The 21,728-nt window shown below is 66.8% G+C and carries 18 protein-coding genes; 8 read left to right on the top strand and 10 right to left on the bottom strand.

Going from position 1 to position 21,728, the window contains the following annotated elements; genetic code table 11:
- Positions 1-246: 246 nt before the first annotated feature.
- Positions 247-429, top strand: a complete 183-nt coding sequence (locus VQ03_RS32705; protein WP_157063955.1) for a hypothetical protein — start codon at positions 247-249, stop codon at positions 427-429.
- 67 nt (positions 430-496) lie between these two features.
- On the opposite strand, the gene VQ03_RS04425 is transcribed toward VQ03_RS32705, so the two are convergent.
- From VQ03_RS04425 to VQ03_RS04410, 4 genes are all read right to left on the bottom strand, one after another.
- Positions 497-1,120 (bottom strand): DUF1989 domain-containing protein, encoded by a 624-nt coding sequence (locus VQ03_RS04425; protein WP_048449644.1) that lies wholly within the window; start codon positions 1,118-1,120, stop codon positions 497-499.
- Positions 1,120-1,884: a guanitoxin biosynthesis heme-dependent pre-guanitoxin N-hydroxylase GntA gene (gene gntA, locus VQ03_RS04420; RefSeq protein ID WP_048449720.1), complete on the bottom strand. Its 765-nt coding sequence runs from the start codon at positions 1,882-1,884 to the stop codon at positions 1,120-1,122. The genes VQ03_RS04425 and gntA overlap by 1 nt, the downstream gene beginning before the upstream one ends.
- Before the next feature lie 239 nt (positions 1,885-2,123).
- Positions 2,124-3,068, bottom strand: coding sequence for an L-histidine N(alpha)-methyltransferase (egtD, locus tag VQ03_RS04415; RefSeq protein ID WP_157063954.1), 945 nt, complete (start codon positions 3,066-3,068; stop codon positions 2,124-2,126).
- 17 nt (positions 3,069-3,085) lie between these two features.
- Positions 3,086-4,048: a methyltransferase gene (locus VQ03_RS04410; protein ID WP_048449642.1), complete on the bottom strand. Its 963-nt coding sequence runs from the start codon at positions 4,046-4,048 to the stop codon at positions 3,086-3,088.
- Positions 4,049-4,731: 683 nt separating this feature from the next.
- Here VQ03_RS04410 and VQ03_RS34250 point away from each other — a divergent pair.
- Both VQ03_RS34250 and VQ03_RS04400 read left to right on the top strand, forming a co-directional pair.
- Positions 4,732-9,813: a PAS domain S-box protein gene (locus VQ03_RS34250; protein WP_157063953.1), complete on the top strand. Its 5,082-nt coding sequence runs from the start codon at positions 4,732-4,734 to the stop codon at positions 9,811-9,813.
- Positions 9,810-10,172 carry a response regulator gene (locus VQ03_RS04400; protein WP_048449641.1) on the top strand — a complete coding sequence of 121 codons (363 nt, stop codon included), beginning with the start codon at positions 9,810-9,812 and terminating at the stop codon, positions 10,170-10,172. Before VQ03_RS34250 ends, VQ03_RS04400 begins: the two co-directional genes overlap by 4 nt.
- Here the strand turns inward: VQ03_RS04400 and VQ03_RS04395 are convergent.
- From VQ03_RS04395 to VQ03_RS04385, 3 genes are all read right to left on the bottom strand, one after another.
- Complete coding sequence (locus tag VQ03_RS04395) at positions 10,145-11,083, bottom strand: HWE histidine kinase domain-containing protein (protein WP_053078402.1); 939 nt, start codon at positions 11,081-11,083, stop codon at positions 10,145-10,147. The two genes, VQ03_RS04400 and VQ03_RS04395, sit on opposite strands and share 28 nt — an antisense overlap.
- Before the next feature lie 237 nt (positions 11,084-11,320).
- On the bottom strand, positions 11,321-12,061 hold the full coding sequence (locus VQ03_RS04390) for a Crp/Fnr family transcriptional regulator (protein ID WP_048449640.1): 741 nt from the start codon (positions 12,059-12,061) through the stop codon (positions 11,321-11,323).
- Between the two features lie 531 nt (positions 12,062-12,592).
- Positions 12,593-13,324, bottom strand: a complete 732-nt coding sequence (locus VQ03_RS04385; RefSeq protein ID WP_048449639.1) for an SDR family NAD(P)-dependent oxidoreductase — start codon at positions 13,322-13,324, stop codon at positions 12,593-12,595.
- Between the two features lie 82 nt (positions 13,325-13,406).
- On the opposite strand from VQ03_RS04385, the gene VQ03_RS04380 reads away from it, so the two are divergent.
- Positions 13,407-13,799 (top strand): winged helix-turn-helix transcriptional regulator, encoded by a 393-nt coding sequence (locus VQ03_RS04380; protein ID WP_048449638.1) that lies wholly within the window; start codon positions 13,407-13,409, stop codon positions 13,797-13,799.
- Between the two features lie 200 nt (positions 13,800-13,999).
- On the opposite strand, the gene VQ03_RS04375 is transcribed toward VQ03_RS04380, so the two are convergent.
- The gene (locus tag VQ03_RS04375; RefSeq protein ID WP_048449637.1) at positions 14,000-14,905 is read right to left on the bottom strand and encodes a helix-turn-helix transcriptional regulator; all 906 of its coding nucleotides are present in this window, start codon (positions 14,903-14,905) and stop codon (positions 14,000-14,002) included.
- 95 nt (positions 14,906-15,000) lie between these two features.
- Here VQ03_RS04375 and VQ03_RS04370 point away from each other — a divergent pair, with 95 nt between their 5' ends.
- Positions 15,001-15,753, top strand: a complete 753-nt coding sequence (locus tag VQ03_RS04370) for an SDR family oxidoreductase (RefSeq protein ID WP_048449636.1) — start codon at positions 15,001-15,003, stop codon at positions 15,751-15,753.
- Positions 15,754-15,788: 35 nt separating this feature from the next.
- Here VQ03_RS04370 and VQ03_RS04365 read toward each other — a convergent pair whose 3' ends face one another.
- Positions 15,789-16,445 carry an NAD(P)-dependent oxidoreductase gene (locus tag VQ03_RS04365; protein ID WP_048449635.1) on the bottom strand — a complete coding sequence of 219 codons (657 nt, stop codon included), beginning with the start codon at positions 16,443-16,445 and terminating at the stop codon, positions 15,789-15,791.
- A gap of 227 nt (positions 16,446-16,672) precedes the next feature.
- Positions 16,673-17,563, bottom strand: a complete 891-nt coding sequence (locus VQ03_RS04360; protein ID WP_048449634.1) for a LysR family transcriptional regulator — start codon at positions 17,561-17,563, stop codon at positions 16,673-16,675.
- Between the two features lie 102 nt (positions 17,564-17,665).
- On the opposite strand from VQ03_RS04360, the gene VQ03_RS04355 reads away from it, so the two are divergent.
- The 3 genes from VQ03_RS04355 to VQ03_RS31560 all read left to right on the top strand — a co-directional run bounded on the left by VQ03_RS04355 (position 17,666) and on the right by VQ03_RS31560 (position 21,275).
- The gene (locus tag VQ03_RS04355; protein WP_048449633.1) at positions 17,666-18,532 is read left to right on the top strand and encodes an NmrA/HSCARG family protein; all 867 of its coding nucleotides are present in this window, start codon (positions 17,666-17,668) and stop codon (positions 18,530-18,532) included.
- A 41-nt stretch (positions 18,533-18,573) separates the two neighbouring features.
- Positions 18,574-19,047, top strand: a complete 474-nt coding sequence (locus VQ03_RS04350) for an AtaL-like protein (protein ID WP_048449632.1) — start codon at positions 18,574-18,576, stop codon at positions 19,045-19,047.
- A 734-nt stretch (positions 19,048-19,781) separates the two neighbouring features.
- Positions 19,782-21,275 carry a DUF2231 domain-containing protein gene (locus tag VQ03_RS31560; RefSeq protein WP_167376055.1) on the top strand — a complete coding sequence of 498 codons (1,494 nt, stop codon included), beginning with the start codon at positions 19,782-19,784 and terminating at the stop codon, positions 21,273-21,275.
- Positions 21,276-21,728 lie beyond the last annotated feature (453 nt).

Genomic DNA, 21,728 nt, shown 5'->3' with positions numbered 1-21,728 from the left:
GTACATCAAAATCATGGGACTGGACTACCGTCCGCTTGCAATGCGGTCGGACGGTGGCCCCGAAGGAGCCATAGCACCTTCTCCAATTCAATCTATGTTATGGAGAGACATTGTAAGATACAATAAAATATCTGAATGAGGAAAAATATTGCACTTTACCATACTTATATTGGACCGCTAGGCACGTTCGATCGAGACGGCTGCGTCGTTGTACTCAATAAAAATATTATCTGCATTTTATTGAGAATGACCCGCAAGCGCTGCGAAGCGGAGTTATGGCATCAATGGTATCTGGAAAGCGGCTACGGTCCCTGCCGCCACTTGCCGCTGAACCGTGTGTTCGAGGGCATTGATGCCGTTGCCGCGTGGGTCGTGCAAAAAGTTGACGGAAAAATCTGTGTGTCCATCGACCCGACGCTCCGCACATAAAATATATCCCTGGCCGATCTTCATGCGGAGACTCGCTATTTAGCAGCACTTGGTGGGCCGCCGACATCTAAGATTTCTGTCCACCGGTCGTATACGGATTGACGCGATAGTGGATCGGCTTGAAGCGGCCGTTGTTCGACTGCAGGGCGGAGCAGGCGGTCAGGCCGATGACGAGGTCTGTCACGGCCTCGAAGGTGATGTGGTCGCCGGCTCGGCTGAGAGGCGGCTCGACGCTGAGCGTCCCCGTCGCGCCATCGATGACGACGTTCATGAAGCAGTTGAACGCCACCGGTATGCGGTCGGGCGCGATCCCGAACGGCGCCAGCGCTGCGGCGAGGTTGCCGAAGCAGCCACGATGCGGTTGCGCGTCGCCGTAGATGATGCGGAAGGTGTCGGCCGAGCAGGGCGTCAGCAGGAAGTCGTGCCGGCCCACCGTGTCCTCGACGATACGCAGGAGCACGTTCGAGCGATTCGAGTAGAGGGCATCTCCCGTCGTCAGATAGATCCGGCTCGCGTAATCGAGGGTGCGGCCGGACGAGACGACCTCGTCGAGGTCGTGTCGGTTGAACGCGAGGAGATCCGCCACCTGCTCGCCTCGCGGGTCGATGACGGTCAGGCGGTCGCCTTTGTCGAGGGTGAAGGCCACGCCCGATCGCGGCGCGATCTCGTGGGCGCGATCGTCAGCGCACATCATGGTCTCCGGCTCTGAGGGCCTGCTTGGGGAATACTTGCTTGAGGGGCGTCGGTTCGGGGCGCTTCGGCGTGTCCCGGCGGCTGGAACGGGCAGCGCCAACCCTCCTCGACGGCCCGGCCGCTATACTGGCGCGCCTCCGAGACCTCGCCGTGGCGCGCCAGCATCGGGTTGACCGAGCCTGCCAGCGCCACGTCCCGTTTCAGGATCGCGGCGCGCAGCTTCTCGTAGCGCCCGGCCTCGCGCAGTTGCTCGAATTGCCGGCGGGGATTGAACACCAGGGCGGGCGAGGAGAAGCGCCGCGCTGGGCGGCTGGCCGCGGGATGCAGGCCGACGACGAAGAAGGCCTCACCGGCGAAGCTCACGGAGAAATGCGGATTGCCCGGATCGGCGGCCACGCGCTCGTCCCACGGGTGGCCGAGCCAGGCATCCTTGTCGGCGAGCGATTGCAGGCGCTCCCAGAGGTGGCGCTCGAACGCCTCCTCGCTCAACCGCCCCGGATCCCCGCCATCCGGCCCTTCGAACACGACGGCGAAACTCTGGAACAGGTGGGGCTTCGCCCGGTAGCGCGCTGCGAAAGCGAGCAGGGCCGGGTAGATCCGCATATCATCCCATGCCGAGGTCAGGCTGCGTGCGACGAGGATGCGCATCTGGCCTCGGGACAAGGCCGCCTTGGCCCCAACGCACGGGAAGCCCGCCTCGTCGATGAACGCCCTGAAGGCCTCGGCTTGCGGGTGGTGGCGGTCGTCTCGGGGCAGCGGCAGGTGAGCCGGCCCGTGGGGTAAAGGATCGTTGCGCGACAATTCTGCGCCGGACCCGGCATCCGACCACTCGCTCGACGCCGGTTCTCGCCCGATCAAGGCGAACGACGTTCTTTGCACATGCATCCTCATACGTGTCTATCTTCCCTCACGCGGGTCCTGTCTCCCGACGCTGGTCTTGAGATCAGCTTTATGCGCCGCGTTCGGCGTCCACTTGCACCGGTCCACTTGCACCGGCAGCGTCAGGAGCTGCGCAGCAGGTGCAGGCTGAACACGCCGAGCTCGTCCAGCCACACCGCCTCGGGGATCCAGCCGCTTTCACGCGCGATCTCGCGAAACGCCTCGGGCGCGTATTTGTAGGAATTGTCGGTGTGGATGCTCTCGCCGGCCGCGAAGCGATGGACCTCGCCCTCGAGGTGGCATTCGGTGTCCCGGGTCGCCACCAGATGCGCCTCGACCCGGAACGGCTCGGGCAGGACGCGCGCCTCGTGCCGGAAAGCATCGAGCTTGAAGGTGGCACCGAGCTCACGGTTGGCCCGGGCGAGCAGGTTCAGGTGGAGCGCCGCCATCAGGCCGTCGGCACCGCCATAGGCCCGCAGCAACCGGTCGCGGTCGCGGGTCGGATCGACGCCGATCAGGAACCAGCCCGTCCCGAGCGTGACCCTGGCGCGCTCCATGAAGGCGACCGCCTGCGGGCGCGAGAAGTTGCTGATGCTGGTGCCGGGAAAGAAGCCGAGCACCGGCCCGCCCGCGAGGTCGACCGGGAGCGCAATCGGCTGCGAATAGTCGGCATGGACCGAGATCATCTCGACGCCGGGATAATCGAGGCTCAGCCGGTCGATGGCAGCCTTGAGGAAGTCCCACGAGATGTCGAGCGCGACATAGCGGGTGGGCTGCGCGAGCGCATCGAGGAGGACGCGGATCTTGCGGCTCGCCCCGCTCCCGTACTCGACGACCGTGGCACCGGGCCCGATCAGGCCGGCGACCTCCGCCGCAACGTGAGGCAAGAGCGTCATCTCGCGGCCGGTCGGGTAGTAGTCGCGCGTGCCGCAGATTCGGTCGAACAGCGTCGAGCCCTCGACGTCCCACAGGTACTTGCCCGGCAGGGACCGGACCTGCGCCGACAGGCCGGCGCGGGCATCGCGCAGGAAGGCGGCGGTCTCGGTGGCCCCGGTGGTCTTGGGCATGGTCAGGCTCCGCATCGTCAGGTCGTCGGCCGCGTCGCCGTCAGCACGGCGAGCGCGATACGGTCCGCCGCCGCGTAGGCCGGGCCCGCGAGCTCCTCGCCATAGACGTCGGGATCGACCTCGTCGTAGGCGCAAGCCAGACCGGCCTCGGCGCACAGGCGTTCCGCCGCCTCGCGGAAGGCGTCCCGGCCCGCGACGATGGCGGTTCCGCTAAACAGGACCAGCGCGCCGCCTGGCGCGAGCCGGCGCGTCGCCGCTTTGACCACCGCTAGGGGCAGGCCCGACCCGTTCTCGCCGCCGCCGTCCCGGTAGGCGCGCCCGGCGGGGTCGATCATGAAGGGAGGGTTCGAGACGATCAGGTCGAACTCGCCCGCGACGTCCGAGAGCAGGTCGCTCGCCCGCGGCACGACCGAGGCGATTCCGGCCGCGCGGGCGTTCAGGGCGGCCGCGCGCAGGGCCGCCTCGTTGATGTCGACGAGCGTGACCTCGGCTGCGGGCGCCCGCTTGGCCACCACGATCCCGGCCGCGCCCGAACCGCAACCGAGATCGACGACGCGGTGCGGGGGTGTTGTGCGGGTCCTCAGATGCGCCGTCACCGCCCGGATGAACCGGACGGTATCGGGCCCGAAGAACACGGCGTCGGCGGCGAGCGGCGGGAAGGCCGAGTGCAGGAACAGCTCGCCGTCGAGGCTCGACAGGCGGATCGTCGGCCGCCACAGCGCGCCGTCGGGTACGGCTGCGCCGGACTCCTGCATAAGGCCGAAGATCTGTCCCGGCAGCAGATCCGGCCGGAACGGCCGGCTCCAGCCGAGGACGTCGCGGAGGTCGCGTGCCTCGGCGTTGCCGGATCGGCGATTCACCATCTCGTGCGTGGCGGGCGTCACCGTGGTGAAGGCGTAGCCGGTCGCCCGCACGGCCTCGACGAGGGCGAGGAGCGCCGCCTCGTTTCCCGGAAGCAGGAATGGATTTGGCACCGTCATCGGCAATCCGCTTGTCCGGTCGGGCGGATGGGGCACCCAACGCAGGGCCGACTGTCCGAACCGGCACACCGATCGCCTCTAACGATGAATTCTCCGGCCTGCGGCCCGTGCTGACACGTCACCTCCGGAAGACCTCCCTGATCCTTCATTATACCCCAAGCCAGTATGGAGGGGATCGATCGCAAACGCATGGGTCATGCATTGGTTCGAGGAGTGCCTCCTGGACATGCGCGACGGCCGAACGGCTTCCCAGCCGGCGATCCCCCTCCGACGACGGGGAGCAGGGATCCGCACAATTCTCCGCCATGAACCATTCCGGTTCAGCCCCGCTCCGATCGGGCCAACGGCCGCTGCTTGGGCCAGCTCCGGCCGCTTCGCGAGCTTTCCTGAATATTTTCCCTCAGATATAAACATACATCAACATCGAACGAAGTTGATCATGGCTGGACGCACAGGTCGTCAGAGGGGTCGTCGACTGAATCGCCCACTGGTTGCTCAATCGCTGTACGATGGCATGGCTGGCGTCTGCATGAACGAGGCTGCCGGCAAGGTCGATGGGTCCGGGACGCTGCCGGGTGCGGCTGGGCTTGGGTCCTGCCAAGGCTCGTAGCTTCGCTGACCGTCATGGCTGAACACGACAGGAGCACGATGCGGTGACGGACTGGCCTTACGGTGCCGGTGAGATGGCCGAGCGCATCCGCACGTTCGACTGGGCCGCCACGCCGCTCGGCTCCATCGCCACATGGTCGGACCGTCTCAAGCTGATGGTCGAGCAGGTGCTCGCCTGTCCGCTGGTCTCGACCCTGTCGTGCGGTCGGGACGGCATCCTCGTCTACAACGATGCCGCCGCCGCGCTCTACGGCGACCATCACCCTGCGGCCCTCGGGCGACCGCTCCAGCAGACCTTCCCGGAGGGCTGGGCGACGGTTGCTCCCTTCTACGAGCGGGCCTTCGCGGGCGAGACCGTGCAGGTCGCGGGGCAGCCGCTCGATACACGCGGCGAGGGAGAGGCGACCGAGATCTTCGATGCCCTGCTCATGCCCGTGCGTGAGGCGGACGGGGGAGTCGCCTACGTCCATATGACCGGGGTCGAACTCGGGGAGCGTGCACGCTCGGCGGCTCTGCTGCGGGCGAGCGAGGCTCGATACCGCCACATTTTCAACGCCATCGACGAAGGCTTCTGCACCATCGAGGTCCTGTTCGATGATGCGGGAGATCCGGTCGACTACCGATTCTTGTCCGTGAACGCGGCCTTCGAGCAGCAGACGGGCCTGACGGACGCGGTCGGAAAAACCATCAAGGCGCTGGCGCCCGATCTTGAGGCGCATTGGTTTGAGACATACGGCCGGATCGCACGCACCGGACAGCCGGAACGCTTCGAGGATCGTGCCGAGGCGCTCGGACGCTGGTACGACGTCTACGCATTCCGCATCGGGCCGCCCGAGCAGCGGCAGGTCGGCGTTTTGTTCAAGGATATTCTCGCGCGCAAGCGCGCCGAGGAGCGCGTTCATGAGAGCGAGGAACGGTTCCGCGCCTTCGTGACCGCAAGCTCCGACGTCATCTACCGCATGAGCCCGGACTGGAGCGAGATGCGGCAGCTCGACGGTCGGGGCTTCCTCGCCGACACGGCGAGCCTGGGCGCCGAGTGGCTGAAAGCCTACATTCACCCGGCCGACCGGTCGCAGGTGACGGCGGCCATTCAGGACGCGATCCGATCCAAAACCATGTTCGAGCTGGAGCACCGCGTCCGGCGCACGGACGGGAGCCTCGGCTGGAAATTGTCACGGGCCGTGCCGCTGCTAGACGGCGCGGGCGACATCCGCGAGTGGCTCGGCACGGCAAGCGACGTGACCGCGCGCAAGGACGCGGAGGAGGCGCTTCGACACAGCGAGGCGCGGTTCCGCGCGTTCGCCGACACAGCCCCTGCCCTGATCTGGCGCAACGACGAGAAGGGCGAGAACCTCTTCATCAACGCGCATTTCCTCGACTTCACGGGCGAGCCGGCGGACGCGATCCGCGGCGCGGGCTGGCACAGGCTCATCCACCCCGACGACGTCGAGGACTACGTCGCCGGGTATCTGGCGGCGGTGCATGAACGCCGGGCATGGCGGGACCGGACTCGGCTCCGGCGCTACGACGGACAGTGGCGCTGGTTCGAGAACTTCGCGCGGCCGCTCTTCGACGATGATGGCAGCTATCTCGGCCATGTCGGGGTCTCGGCGGACATCACGGCCAGCGTCGCTGCGGAAATGGTGTTGCGCGAGAGCGAGACGCGACAGGCATTCCTGCTCAAGTTCTCCGACACCCTGCGGGCGGAGCCGGACGCGGATGCGATCGCGAAGAGCGCCCTCACCATGCTCCTCGACCATCTGCGGCTCGATCGCTGCTACATCACGTACTACAGGCCGGCCGACGACGAGGCGGACTTTCCCTATCAAGTCGGTAACGACACCGTCCCTCCCCTTCCAGCCAAGGTTCGCCTGTCGGACTTTCCCGACGCCTACGAGCAGGTGCTCGACAAGACGTTCGTGATCGAGGACGATTTCGAGAGGCGCGGCCTGTCGGAGGCCGAGCGTGCCAGCAGCAGGGCTCTGGGCATGCGCGCCATGGTGGCCTCGACGGTGCGGCGGGGGGAGAAGAGCCCGCTCTGCTCGATGGCGGCGGTCTCGTCTCGTCCGCGTCGCTGGAGCCCTGGCGAGATCGCCCTCGTCGAGGAAGCCGCCGAGCGAACCTGGGCGGCCATGGAGCGCTCCCGCATCGAGGCATCGTTGCGTCGAAGCGAGGAGAGATTCCGCGCGCTCGTCACAGCCGGCGCCACTATGCTGTATCGCATGAGCCCAGACTGGCGGCAGATGTACGAGCTGTCCGGCCGGAGCGTGTTGGCCGATACGGTCGAGTCGGCTGAGCACTGGGCCGAGATGTACCTCCTGCCCGAAGACAGGCCGGTGATCTTCGCGGCCATCGACGAGGCGATCCGAACAACGTCGCTCTTCGAGTTGGAGCACCGTGTTCGCCTTGCCAACGGCGGGGTCGGCTGGGTCCTGTCGCGGGCCGTCCCGATCCTTGGCGCGGGTGGCGAGATCGTCGAGTGGTTCGGTACAGGCACCGATGTCACCGCGCGACACGATGCACAACAAAGACTGCGCCAGGTCGAGGAGCAACACCGGGCTGAATTGGAACATCAGGTCCGTGAGCGCACAACGGAGCTTCACGAGAGCCGCGACCTGCTTCAGGCGACGATGGATGCCTCGACAGACATGATCCAGGTGTTTGTGGCGATCCGCAACGAAGAAGGGGAGATCATCGATTTCCGCTGGGTGCTGAACAACCACACCTCGGAGAGCCGGTACGGCAAGGTCAATGGTGAAAGCCTGCTCCGGCGCAATCCGGGCGTGGTCGTGGAAGGTATCTTCGACGCCTTCAAGCGAGTGACCGAGACGGGCAGGCCGGAACAGGACGAGCGGCATTACGTGCATGAGCAGTTCGACGGCTGGTTCTACCAGTCGGTCGTGAAGCTTGGGGACGGAGTGGCGACGACGACGAAGGACATCTCCGACTGGAAGGCGGCGCAGCAGGAACTGCTTCGCCTCCAGGCGCAGGTCGCGCAGGCGCGGATAGACGAGAGCGAGGAGCGCTTCCGCGGGCTGGTGCAGGGCATGGCTCAAGCCGTGTGGGACGCGGATGCCGACGGGGTGGTCGTGGCCGACAGCCCGAGCTGGCGCGCCTATACGGGCCAGACGCTGGAGGAATGGCTGGGGTATGGATGGCTGGACGCGATCCATCCCGACGATCGCGCCTTCGCCGAGCGGCAGTGGCAAGCGGCCGTCGCCGCGGGTCGGAACGTCGATGCCGAGTTCCGTTTGAGACAGGCAGGTGGCGGCTGGAGCTGGACCAACGTGCGCGCTGTGCCCCTCAAGGGGAGCGACGGATCGATCCGCCGCTGGTCCGGCATCAACCTCGACATCAGCGAGCGTAAAGCAGCCGAGGAGGCGCTGCGGCGGCGCGAGGAGGAACTGCGGATCATCACCGACAACGTTCCGGCGATGATCGGCTTCTACGACCGCGAGTTTCGCTACCGCGTGGTCAACGAGGAGTTCGTTCGCTTCTTCAGGAAGCCGAAGGACGAGATCCTCGGCCGCACCGTCGCTGAGGTCGCCGGTGACCAGATCTTCGCCAACCTGCGACCGTGGATGGAGAGGGCGCTGGCTGGTGAGCAGGTCCGCTTCGAGGACGAGGGTTGGCGAGCTGCCGACCCGACGCTCTGGGGCACGACGGAGGAAAACTACGTCCCGCATCGCAATGAAGCCGGCGAGGTCGACGGTTTCCACGCTCTCGTCTTCGACATCACCGATCGCAAACGGCACGAGCGGGCGCTGCGCGAGAGCGAGGCGCGATTCCGGCTCCTGGTGGAGAGCGTGCGCGACTACGCGATCTTCACCATCGATCGGGATGGCATCATCACCTCATGGCCGGCCGGCGCTGCCGCTGTTTACGGCTGGTCGGAAGCCGAGATCCTGGGCCGGTCGGTCGAGCTGACCTTCGTGCCGGAAGACGTCGCCAACAGGCAGCCTCAGAAGGAGCTGGAAACGGCAGTCCGCGAGGGGGTGGCTCCGAACGTCCGAGAACATCTGCGAAAGGACGGGACACGCATCTTCATCAACGGTTCCACCCAGCCTCTGGTCGATGTGGACAGTCAGGCACGCGAGTTCATCAAGATCGGTCAAGACGTCACCGGGCCCCGGCGGATGCAGCAGGCCCTGGCTGACAGTGAAAAGAGGCTGCGCACGCTTGCCGAAGGGATGCCGCAGCTCGTCTGGCGGTCGGGGGATATGGGCCACTGGACTTGGTCGAGCCCGCAATGGCAGGCCTTCACGGGCCAGAGCCTGGAGGCGAGCCTCGGCTTCGGTTGGCTTGAGGTTGTCCACCGTGATGACCGTGAAGCCGCCATGGCGGCCTGGAGGCAGGCCGGTCAGACTGAATCGATCAGCGTCGAGTACCGGGTTCGGAGAGCTTCGGACGGCGCGTACCTCTGGCACCACACCCGCTCCGCGCCGGTTCGCAACGAAAGCGGCGGCATCGTCGAGTGGCTCGGCACGACGACCGACGTGCAGCAGCTGAAGGAGTTGCAGGAGCGTCAGGAGATTCTGGTCGTCGAACTGCAGCACCGCACCCGCAACCTCCTCGGCGTGGTCAAATCCCTCCTCCAGGAGACCCTGAAGCGGAGCGGCTCGCTGGCTTCCTTCAAGGAGCAGTTCGGCCAACGCCTGGACGCGCTCGCGCGGGTCAATGCTCTGCTCTCCCGCTCGGGGCAGCCGCGCATCACCATCGGCGAGTTGGTTCGGACCTCGCTCGATGCGTTGGGCGGGAGCACCATGGGTGATCGCATCCGGCTCGACGGACCGGACGTCAGGCTGCGCAGTTCGATCGTGCAGACCCTCGCGCTGGCGCTGCACGAACTCGCCACCAACGCCCGCAAGTACGGCGCTCTCGCGGCCGAGCAAGGCCGCCTGGAGGTGACCTGGTCGACGCATCAGCCGGATGGCGAGGAGCCGCGCCTGATCGTGGAATGGAACGAGCACGGGCGCGCGCCAATTCAGGTTAAGGCAGAGCCGTCCCGACGCGGCTATGGCCGGGAGCTGATCGAGCGGGCGCTGCCCTACGCGCTCAAGGCCCGGACGCACTACGAGCTGGGCGAGGATGGGGTGCGCTGCTCTCTCGACCTGCCGCTCACCCGACCGCCCAGACGGGAAAGGCCTTCATCATGACATCGACGGACCCATCAGCCGGCTACCGCGTGCTCCTGGTCGAGGACGAGTACTTCCTGGCTCAGGAGCTCACGGAGGTGTTCGAGAGCCGCGGCGCCGAAGTGGTCGGCCCGGTGCCGAGCGTGGAGGAGGCTCTCGACCTGATCGATGCATCGGCACGCCTCGACGGCGCCGTGCTCGACATCAACCTGCAGGGTGAGATGGCCTACGTCGTTGCCGACGCGCTGGAAGCCCGCGGGATCCCGTTCGTGTTCGCCACCGGCTACGACCAGGAGACGATCCCGAAGCGCTACGCGCGGGCGCGGTTCTTCGGCAAGCCCGTCGTCGCTGGTCAGGTCGCCGAAGCGCTCCTCGCCTGAGGCGCGTCGCGTGGCGGAAGAGGCAGGGCGATCACGCAGCGCAGACCGCCCGGCTCAACCTCCCAGGCGACCTCGGCCTTGAGTTCGTAGGGCAGCGTCTTCAGGAGCAGTTCGGCGCCGAAGCCCGTGCGCTGAGGCGCTCCCACGAGGGTCAAGCCGCCACTTTCCTTCCAGGTGAGAACCAGCCGGCGCGGAGTCGCTTCGTCCACCTGCCAGCTGATGGCGATCCGCCCGGCCGGCAGGGCGAGCGCGCCGTGCTCGAAGGCGTTGATGGCCAGCTCATGGATGGCCAGACCCAGTCGCTCGCCCAGCCGCTGCGGCAGGCGCACGTCCGGCCCGGTCAGCGTCACCTGCTCGCCCTCGCGGATTCGATTGGCGAGCAGCTCCTCGGCCACCACCAACGACACGTCGGCACCGACCGCCGGTTCGCCGCCGAAGATGGACTGCACGCGCGCGATCGCGTCGAGGCGGCCATCGAGATGGAGGGCGAGTTCCTCCAGCGTGTCGCTCGTCTGGATGCTGCGTCTTACCACCGCGCGGGTGACGCCAAGGGTGTTGCGGATCTGGCGCCTCAACTCGGACACGCCGGCCCGGTCCCGATCCGTTGTCCGCGCGGAGGCTGGGCTAGCGTCGCGCAGGATCATCAGCATGCCGACGGGTTCGTCACTCTCGTCGACGAGCGGGGAGCAGGTCAGGTCGAGCCGGGCCCGTGTCGGCCCGAGCGCCACACCGCTCAACTCAGTGGCTCTGCCAGCAAGCGCCGCCCTGAGCGGATCAGCTGCATCCCCGGCCAGCTCCGGCCAGACCTCCTCCAGCCGGGTGCCGACCAACTCCGACATCCTCGTGCTGGTCAAGGCGGCAGCAGCGTCGTTGCCAACAAGGAAGCCACGAGGCCCCCAGCCCAGGACCATCGGAACCGGCGTGCGCAGGACCAGGTCGACGGTGGTCCGAAGGGCACTCGGCCACGAGGCCGGAGCGCCGAGTGGCTCAGCCGACCAATCCCGTGCCCGGATCAGCGCTCCAGTCTCGCCGCCGTCCTGAGGCCAGGTCCGGCCTTGGCGATGCTCAACACTCACGCCGTACTCCTTCGGTCTCGGCGACCTGCAATCCCGGTAACGACCGGATACATGAGGTATGTTCCACCTCGGCTACGTGCCGGGGGCGTCGAACTGCTGGCCCTCGCGATCGAGATGAAGGTAGTTCGGGTTGAACAGCCCGACTTCTTCGAGAGCAGGAAGGTCCAGGATGGTGACGCGTCCGCTCTTCCAGGTCATCAGCTCTGCGATGCGCAGCTCCCTAAGGGTACGGTTGACGTGCACCGCCGATATGCCGAGGGCATCAGCCATCTCGGACTGGGTGATCGGCATCTCGTAGCCGCCCTCTCTCACTAGGCCGACGGCGCGCAGGCGGTGGAACAGCTCGCACAGCAGATGGGCGACACGCTCGATCGCGGTGCGCTGGCCGACGTTGACGACCCACTCGCGATGATTAGCGGCCGTAATCAGGGTCTCCCACCAGAGCGCCTGGGTAAGGCGCGAGTTGGCGTCGAGCATCCGTTGCAGCAGGTCGCGCGAAATCTGAGCCAGCGTGACCGGTGCGAGGGTGCCGATGGAATGATCCATCTCACGCAGGAGGAAGACGTTGAGGTCGCATAGGTCGCCCGGGAGGAAAAATGCAACGATCTGTCGGCGGCCATCCTCGAACTGCTTGTAGCGGCAAGCCCATCCCGAAAGGATAAGGTTGACGTCGCGCGGCGTCTCGCCCTCCGAAATGATGTCGCAACGCGGCTCGAAGTTGCGAAGCCGAGAGGCGGCGGCGTGCTGGAGGATGCGCTTGTCCTCGTCGGAAAGACGGGTAAAGCGTTCCAGCTTCTTGATGAGAGGGTTCATGATGCTGGATCCGCGCTGCACAGGCAGCCCTACCAGTTTGAGCCCGGCCTGTTCCTAACGTGCGTTATATCCCAGGCGAGACAGGACTCATTGCTCCTCGGCCGCGCACGCTCCTGGCGCGATCCCGACGAAAGGATCGACTATCTTGCCCGCACCCGAACGTCATTCCACCGAGTGTTTCGGTATAAAAGGAAAAAATATCCATTCCTCACAGACACCGTATCTGTATCGGCTGACACCCTTGACGCGAGTCAACTATTAACATGAAAATAATGCAAAAATCAAATTTCAGGAAAACCCCCGCAAGCGGACATTCCTGACCTTCGCCACGAAGGGCCCCTTTGGGTCAGGAGTTCGTGCCGGCCTTATTCGGCCATGCGCCAAAAGTGGCCCTTCGAATGGAGCTGCGGGAATAGCCGCTTAGCCTCCGAAAGCTGCCATTGGCATGGAATAGCAGGTCCCGGCGGCCACAACGTCCTCCGCTTCGGGCAAACCGGCTGAAGCGGACACGCTGAAACTGCTGTTCCTAAACTATACCTGTCGCATCCCGCCATCGACGCACAGTTCGGCACCTGCGACGAAGCTCGCCTCGTCGCTTAGGAGGAACAGCGTGGCCGCCGCCACCTCCTCGGGACGCGCCATGCGGCCCAGTGGGATCGGCGCGATCAGTGCGGCCCGCCCCTCCTCAGGTATGCTCGCCATCATGGCGGTGTCGGTTGGGCCGGGGGCCACCACGTTCACACGGATACCCTGCGGGGCCAGTTCCGCTGTCCACGTGCGCGCGTAGGAGCGCAGTGCCGCCTTCGTCGCACAGTAAGTCCCGTAGGGCGTGATGCCTGCGGCATCGGCGATTGATCCCATCAACACAACCGACCCACCCTGCCCCATCGCGCTCAGCGCCGCCTGCAACCCGAAGACGGCACCACGGACGTTGACCGCGAAGTGCCGGTCGAAATGCTCAGGCGTCCAGTCGCGCAGGGTTGCCGGTTCCGAGATGCCCGCGTTGAGGACCAGCGCGTCGATCCGGCCATATGCCTCCCGCACCGTCTCCACGACGCGGTGCAAGTCCTCCTGCAGGGCCGCGTCCGCAATGAGACCCCGCGCACCACGCCCGATCCTAGCGGCGGCGGCCTCGACATCGTCGGCGCGCCGCCCGGTGAGCACGACCGACGCGCCCTCGACCGCCAGCCGCTCGGCGACCGCAAGGCCGATACCCTTCGCCCCGCCGACCACGAGAGCAACCTTGTCCACCATGCGAGCCATCGCGGCATTCGTTCATCTGCGATGGCGCATGAGATACAGATCGTATATCTGCTATCAAGAACGTACTTAGGGTAGCCTAGATATGGCCGACGATACCGACCTCGATGCTGCGTCCGAGTGCGCGCTCGCCAACATGGCGCGGGTGCGCCCTGTGCTGGACAAGATCGCAGACAAGTGGACGATCCTGATCCTCACGGTGCTCTGCCCGCGGCCGTCACGTTTCAATGCGATCAAGCGGCGGCTCGATGGCATCACGCATAAGGCGCTGGCGGACGCGCTGAAGCGGTTGGAGCGCAACGGTCTGGTGACCCGGACGGTGCTGCCGACCGCACCAATCGGCGTCGAGTACGCGATCACCCCGCTTGGCCATTCGCTGCGCCAACCCTTCGAGGCGCTCTGCGCATGGGCACTGACCAACGGAGCGGCGATTGAGGCGGCCAACCACGAGCATGACTGCATCAAAACGAAGCCGTGAGGAAGCGCGCCGTGTCGGGCAACGCTTCGAACTCCACGATGACGTAGAGGCATACTTTGAGGAGCGCCTGCGTCTGTTCGGAGATACCTCGTATCGAGTCACCGGCGAGGTCTGCTGAAATCGTGTTGCGCTCGCAGCCAGACACTGGAAAGGCGCTGTAGGCCTCGTTGATGGCCCCAGCACCTGCCGTTGTGCGCTGGTCAAGCCGATCGACTGTGCTCCCGCGCATACGCCGCCGGCGGCGAGCCCACATGGCGGGAAAACGCCACGCTGAACGTGCTCGCGGAGCCGTAACCCACTCGCACGGCCACCTCGGCGATGCCGCCGCTCTCGCGCCGGAGGAGATCCTTCGCCAGGGCCATTCGCCAAGCAAGGAGATACTCCATCGGCGCGACACCGACTGCGCGCCTGAAGCGCTCGAAGAACACGGAGCGCGAGAGTCCCGCCTCCTGCGCCAGCCCTGCGACGGTCCAGGCGGCGGTCGGCATCTCGTGCATCCTGCGCAAGGCCACGCCCAAGCGTTCGTCGCCGAGTCCCCGCAGGAGGCCCGGTGACAGCGCGGGGCCGCCCATGGAGCGCAGCGCCTCGATCAGCATGACCTCCAGAAGCCGCTCCAAGATGAGGTCCCGCGCGGGCCTGCGCCGACGCGCCTCTTCGCCGACGAGGTGCATGAGGGAGGCCAGCCTAGTCTCGCCTCGGACGTGGACGAGGCTCGGCAGGAGCGACACCAGCAGGCCTGCGTCGGGCGAGCCGAAGGTGCAGTAGCCCACGAGCATGCGGACGTCCGCCGGGCCGTCCTGCCGCCCGACCCGGAACTCGCCGGGCCCCACCTCGACCGGCATCGTCTCGGAGCCTTCGGTCGGGGGCGTGAGGCTCGACATCTCGAACGCGTCCGCGGCCGGGACAAGGAGGAAGTCCCCCTGCTCCAGGACTACCGGATCGCGGTCCCGGATCGTCAGGCGGCATGAGCCCTCCAGCGCGGCGCAGTAGAACGGACGACCGTGCTCCGCCCGGCGGACGCGCCATGGACCCGAGGCGCTCACGGACTTGGAGAACGCGGCTCTGGGACGGAGCAGGGTGACGACGTCGGCGAGCGGATCGGACATTTCCGGACTGTCGCTAATGAGATCAGGACGCGCGATTGTAGCTCGTCCCGCTGTCTGGATCTATCCATCGCTGGTCACAACCTGATGGAGCCGACATGCAAACCGTCCTGATCACTGGATGCTCGTCCGGGTTCGGTCTTGAGATCGCCCGCCTTTTCCTCGACCGGGGCTGGAACGTGGTAGCCACCATGCGTACGCCGCGCGCGGTAGACCTGCCCGCCTCCGACCGCCTGCGCGTCCTCGCCCTCGACGTCACCGATGCAACGAGCATCCAGCGGGCGGTCGACAGCGCCGGACCCATCGACGTCCTGGTCAACAACGCCGGCATCGGCTGGCTTAACGCCCTCGAAGGCACGCCCATGGACGTCGTACGCGAGGTCTTCGAGACGAACACGTTCGGTACGATGGCCATGACCCAGGCGGTGCTGCCACAGTTCCGGGAGCGCCGGGCCGGCGTCGTCGTGAACGTCTCTTCGAGCGTCACGCAGAAGCCGCTGCACCTGCTCTCCGTCTACACGGCGAGCAAGGCCGCGGTGAACGCCTTCACGGAGTCCCTTGCCCTGGAGTTGGAGCCGTTCGACGTGCGGGTGCGCCTGGTCATCCCCGGGCGGGCGCCTGAAACCGCGTTTGGCCAAACCGCACGGGCTCGCATGACGGCGGGCTTCCCCGAACCCTACGCCGGCCTGGTGCAGGAGGTGTTCGCGGCTTGGCAGCAGCAGCCCCCGGACGAGGTGACGCGTTCCGTCGACGTGGCGGAGGCGGTCTGGCGCGCCGCGACCGACCCGGCCTGCCCGATGCGCCTGCCCGCCGGAGCCGACGCCGTGGCGCTGGCCGGCCAGGGCGCCTGACCGGCACTCCCCGACCCACCGGGATGGGCCGGCGCTCACCACGTGATCAGGGGCGTCCGGCCGATCCAGGCGTCGGTCTCGACTTGGTCGAGAACGAAGCGTGCAACGTCCTCCCGGGCGACGGACCCGCCATGGAAGCCGGCGAGGTCGACGAGCGCGCGGACCGCGCCGCGGCCGGGCTTGTTGCTCAGGACGGTGGGACGGACGAGGACCCAGTCGAGGCCGCTCTGCCTCACGATGTCCTCCTGGCGGTCCTTGTCGGCGTAGACATGGCGCAGGAGCAGCGGGAGGATCAGCCTGTCGAAGGCGAAGCCGCCATGCCCCCGGCTGTCGCCGGCGCCGATCCCGGTGACCGCGACCAGGCGCGCGACGCCGTCGTCCCTCATGGCGCCGACCAGGGTCCGGGTGACCTCGGACAGGAGCGTCACCTCCCTCAACGGGCTTGCCGGCGTGCCGAGCGCACTCACCACCGCGTCCCGCCCCCTCAGCGCCTCGCGCAGCACCTTCGGGTCGCGCGCGTCGCCCACCACCAGCTTGGCTCCTGGAAGGCTTTTCGCCTTCCCGGGCGAGCGCACCAGCGCCGTCACGTCGTAGCCGCGCGCCAGGCTTTGGGCGACGATGAGCCTGCCTGTCCCGCCGGTGGCGCCGAGGACCAGGATCTTCGGTCGGGGTTCGCTCGATACGGTTTGCATGGCTGCCTCCGGGAAGCTGGCTGCTTCTCACGTGGCTAAAGCTAGCGATCCGCGAATGGGCGAATAGTCGTACGATATAGACGTACAGTTCCACAGGCGAGACGGCTGGCGCACCTTGGCTGCCAACCTCGCAAAGCTTCGCGCGCTGGTAAGGGAGTACGAGCCGCTGATCGAGGACGCCCGCCGCACCTTCGATGACCCGCAAGCTTCGGGGCGCCGGTCCGTACTCACGTGCCGATGTAGGACGCCAACTCGTCCGGCGTGCCCTGCGGGAACGCCTGCTTCAGGTGGTCGAGGAAGGCCGAGACGCGGGCGCTGAGGAGCCGGCGGGACGGGTAGAGCGTCCAAAGTGCGATCTCGGGCCCCTCGACGTCGCCCCATTGGACCAGCCTGCCCGCGGCGATGTCGTGGCTCACGAGCGAGACGGGCAGGCAGGCCGCCCCGACGCCGGCCCGGACCGCGTCGCGCACCATGATCATCGACGACAGCCTAAGGACGGGCTCGAACGGGATGCGCACTCTCCCGTCCAACACCTTCACCTTCCAGGCATCTCCACCGCCCGGACCGCGCACCACCGCCGGAACCGGCCGGTTGCCCTGAGGCTGCCCGAGGGCTGGACTGGCCACGACGACCAGCCTGTCGCGCAGGAAGACGCGGCCGACCAGGCTTTCGTCGGTCTCCGGGTTGACCCGGATGACCAGGTCGTAGCCCTCCTCGACCATGTCGACGGCCCGGTCATCCGTTGTGACCTCCAGCCGGACCTCCGGGTGCTTCACGGCGAACTCGGCCGCGAGCTTTCCCATAGCCACCTGTGAGAACAGGAGCGGCGCGCTCACCCGCAGCCGGCCGCGCGGATTCGCGCCGCCCGAGGCGATGGCCGCCGCGGTCTCGTCGAGCTCGGCCAGCAGCATGCCCGTCCGTTCGTGGAGGGCCCGCCCCTCCTCGGTGAGCGTCAGCGTGCGGGCGCCGCGTTCGAACAGGCGGAGTGCAAGCGCGCCCTCCAGTTCCGAGACCCGGCGCGACAGCGTCGCCTTCGGGCGTCCGGCCGCCCGAGCAGCGCGCCCGAACCCACCATGGCGGGCAACGAGGTTGAAGTCGGCGAGGGCGAGAAGGTCCATGCGTTCCACCAGCGAGACGGACCGTCCAGATATAGCGTCTATCGGTAAGAATGTGGATCGCTAATTTCCGGCCTGTCAACAGCAGCAACCCGGAGAAACCCCATGACCATCCTCGTCACCGGCGCCACCGGCACCATCGGCCGCCATGTCGCCGACAATCTCGCGAAGCGCGGCGCCGACGTGCGTGCCCTCGTCCGCGATCCGGCCAAGCCGGGACTTCCGGCCGGCGTGACCCTGGCGCAGGGCGACCTGCTCGACGTCGACGCCCTTCGCGGCGCCTTCCAGGGCGTCTCCACGCTCTTCCTGCTCAACGCCGTGGTGCCCGACGAATTCACCCAGGCGCTGATTGCTCTCAACGTCGCCCGGGAGGCCGGGGTCAAGCGGGTCGTCTACCTGTCGGTGATCCACAGCGACGTCTACGTGAACGTGCCCCATTTCGGGGGCAAGTTCGGCGTCGAGCGCATGATCGAGGCGATGGGCTTCGAGGCCACGATCCTGCGCCCCGCCTACTTCATGAGCAACGAGATGACGGTCAAGGACGTCGTCCTGCAGCACGGCGTCTACCCCATGCCCATCGGCGCCAGGGGTTTGGCCATGGTCGACGCGCGCGACCTCGGCGAGGTCGCCGCCCTCGAACTCATCCGCCGGGAGCGGGCCGACCGGCCGCTTCCCCTGGACCGGATCAACGTCGTCGGGCCCGAGACGCTGACGGGCGAGGGCGTGGCCGCGATCTGGTCGGAGGTGCTGGGCCGCCCCGTCGCCTATGGCGGCGACGACACCGCCGGGTTCGAGCGGAACCTCCGGCAGTTCATGCCGGGCTGGATGGCCTACGACATGCGCCTGATGGCCGAGCGCTTCCTGACCGACGGCATGGTCCCGGAGGCCGGCGACGTCGAGCGCCTGACCTCGCTCCTGGGCCGCCCGCTGCGCACCTACCGCGCGCTCGCCGCCGAGATCGCGACCGCCTGACGCCCAAGCGTCACTCAACCTCCATCGGAAGGACCATCGTCATGATCTACTCGACCGCAACCGTCCTGGTGAACCCGGACGGGGAGGCTCCCCTGACCCGCACGCAAGCCTGGGCGGGCCTCGTCCTCAAGGCCCGCGACGCCCGCCAGTTCCTGCCGCCGGGGCTCTGCAGTCGGTGCGACGTCGTGGAGGAAAGCGCCACCCACCTCGTGCGCGAGGCCACCATCGGGGGTGTCGACCTGCGCGAGATCATCGCCTTCGAGCCCGGGGCCAAGGTGACCTTCTTCCAGGCCACTGGCCCACGGGAAGGGGCCATCGTCAACGAGCTGTTCGAGGACGAGGAGGGCGCGCTGCAGCTTCGGTTCTACTGCTACCTCGGCCTGCGCGGGAAGGAACCGGGCGGTCCCGAGGAGCAGGCCGAGCAGGCGCAGTTCGACGGCAGCAAGGGCTACAAGGCCGCGCTGCTGTCGACGCTGAAGCGCACCCGCGAGCTGCTCGCCGAGGGCGCGCTTTAAGGTCGCCGAGGCGGGGCTGCCAAGTGCTTGGGGCGGATACCGGCCAGCCTCAGTCGTTTGCAGACCGGTAGGACCGCAGTTCGTCGATGATGGAGCGGCGAGACGGACGCCAACCGAGTTCGCGCTCCGCCTTCTCCCCTGAGATGACCTGATCGCACGCTATGGCGTCGGCGAACGCCCAAAGCACCGAACGCGCGTCTTGGAGCGCCCATGCTTCCACCCGCCCCCCGGCACCAGCCGCCTCGCTTGCCGCTCGCGCGATTTCGATGAGGGGGGTCGCCGCTCAGTGGACGCCGTTGAAGACCGAACCTGCCGGTGCCCGTTCGAGCGCGAGCGCGTAGAGGTCGGCGAGGTCGTCGGCGTGCACCGTCGTCCACGGGGTCGCTAATGTGCCCGTACCTGCTGATGTCGTGGCCGCCGCTCAAATGGCCGCTTCTTCCTACTAAGCCGACATATGAGCTGTGGTGCTTGAAGATCTGCCAGGGGTCATTCTTTGCCGCTCGGCATTCTTATGTTAGGCAATATGGGCTCCTGCCAGCTAAGCTCTCGCAGGTAGCCGAATTTTAGCAGCAAGAGATGGACCATCTGCTCGGCACCATGAACTGAACCAGGCTCAGCCGATTGTCCCGGTGGTGCTGGATCCGGCTCGCCCCTTCAGGGTCAAGACGCGCCACATCTCGGCTGCCATGGCCGACTCACCGCGTGGGCGTCGCTCGGCGGCGCGAGGAGGCTGCATGAATTCCCGTACCTTCAGCATGAGCACCAACGCGATCGGCCGGATCGAAGCTGCCGAGTGGCTCGACGGCCCGGCCTACACCCTTGCAAACGCCGCTGCCTTGCCTCACCGCCTCGCCGGCAGAACGGGACAGCAAACGCGCAACGTCCTCCACGGCACCTGGTTCGGTCACCCTCTGCACCCCATGCTCGTCACAATTCCAATTGGAACGTGGACGCTTGCACTCGGGCTCGACACGCTCGAGGCGGAGCGCGGTGACAAAGGACAGGAATACGGACGAGCCGCCGACTTGGCCATTCAGGTCGGAGCCGCCGGTGCCGTCGTGGCAGCCGCAGCAGGTCTGGCTGATTGGCTGCAGTCCCATGGGCGGGCTCGTCGAGTCGGCCTTGTCCACGCGGCGGTCAACAGCACGGCACTCGGCCTTCAGCTCATCTCCGTCGCCCTGCGTCGGAGTGGACGCCGCTCAGACGGGCGCCTCACATCAGCGGCAGCGTGGGGTGCGATGTTCGTGGGAGGCTATCTCGGAGGGCACTTGGTCTATCGCCACCGACAAGGCGTGGACCAGGCGGATCGCAGCGTCGAGCCGCGCGACTTCGTGCCGGTGCTGCTGGCCGGCGACCTTCCAGAGGATCGACCTCGGCGCATCCTCGTCCGCGACGAGGTCGAGCACGCGGACGTTCCCGTCGTTCTCGTGCGACACCGCGGGCGCATCTTCGCGCTCGGTGCGCGCTGCTCGCACATGGGCGGACCTCTCGACGAGGGCTGGGTACTGGGCGGCGGGCTGGTGTGCCCGTGGCACGGCTCGCGCTACGATTTGGAGAGCGGTGAGCCTCTGGATGGTCCGTCCACATGCCCGCAGCCCCGCTACCGGACGCGCGTCCGCGGGGGCCTGATCGAGATCAGGCGAGAGCAGGAACCGGGTGCCGCGGTAGTCCCTGCTGATACAGCTGCTGGAAGGTCATCGGGGGAGGCGGGCTCGGCTGCGGCGGCCTCGCTGGGCCGCAAGGCGGACGAGGTGCTCTTCGAGCATCACGAACTGCTGCGCGGCATGTTTCGCCGCATCGAGGACCTGCCGCCCGAGGAGCCTCAGCGTCGTGATCTCTTGCGGACCCTGGCGTCCGAACTCGAGATCCACGAGGACATCGAGGACGCGATCTTCTACCCGGCCGTGCGTGCAGTCAGCGAGGACGTTCCGGTGGCCTACGCCGAGCATCAGCAACTGGCCGACCTGCTCGCAGCGACACTCAAGCTCCCGACGTCGAGCGCAGAGTTCGAGGAGCATCTGCGGGTTCTGCACCAAGCCGTTGACCACCATGCCTCATCTGAGGAGCACTCGATGTTCCGGGAGGCACAACGTCTGGGCGAGCGGCGCTTGCGGGAGCTTGGTCACGCGCTGGAGACGATGCTTGAGGCAGAGAGGACCTCCCGATTTCAACGAGCCTTCCGTGAGCTGAAGATCAGCCTTCTGGAGGGTGTTGGGAGAGGCACTTGAGGCGAGGAGCTCCGTCGTTGGTGACCCTAACTCTGGGACGTGCGCTGAGATCAGCGGCCGGGTCAGCCGACCAGCTGCCTTACGAGGTAAGTTCGGCGATGCACCATGAGCCGACATAGGGCGGGTAGGCGCCGAACCGCCACTTCAGAAAACGAAGTGGAACTTCGTTGGTGACCCGCCGCTGCCCATCATACTTGCGGCTTTGGTCGAGCACGGCAGGAGTATGACGCGGTGATGAATTGACCTGATGAAAGTGGTGGGATGGCGACGCTCATTCGCACTCACAATCGGGCCGCGACGCCACTGTGATCGACCGAGCGCTGGTCGCGGGGCCTAAAAGCCATCGTCGACCTCATGCTCGCCTCATCCCGGGCGTGCGCGGAATGCCAACTGCCATACTGTGCCCTAGTTTCCGGCCCCAGGTGTGATGCCGGGAAGCGGAACCTGGGCCGG

This window comes from Methylobacterium tarhaniae (assembly GCF_001043955.1).
GTDB lineage: Bacteria > Pseudomonadota > Alphaproteobacteria > Rhizobiales > Beijerinckiaceae > Methylobacterium > Methylobacterium tarhaniae.
This window is presented reverse-complemented; position numbering and strand designations above follow the sequence as displayed.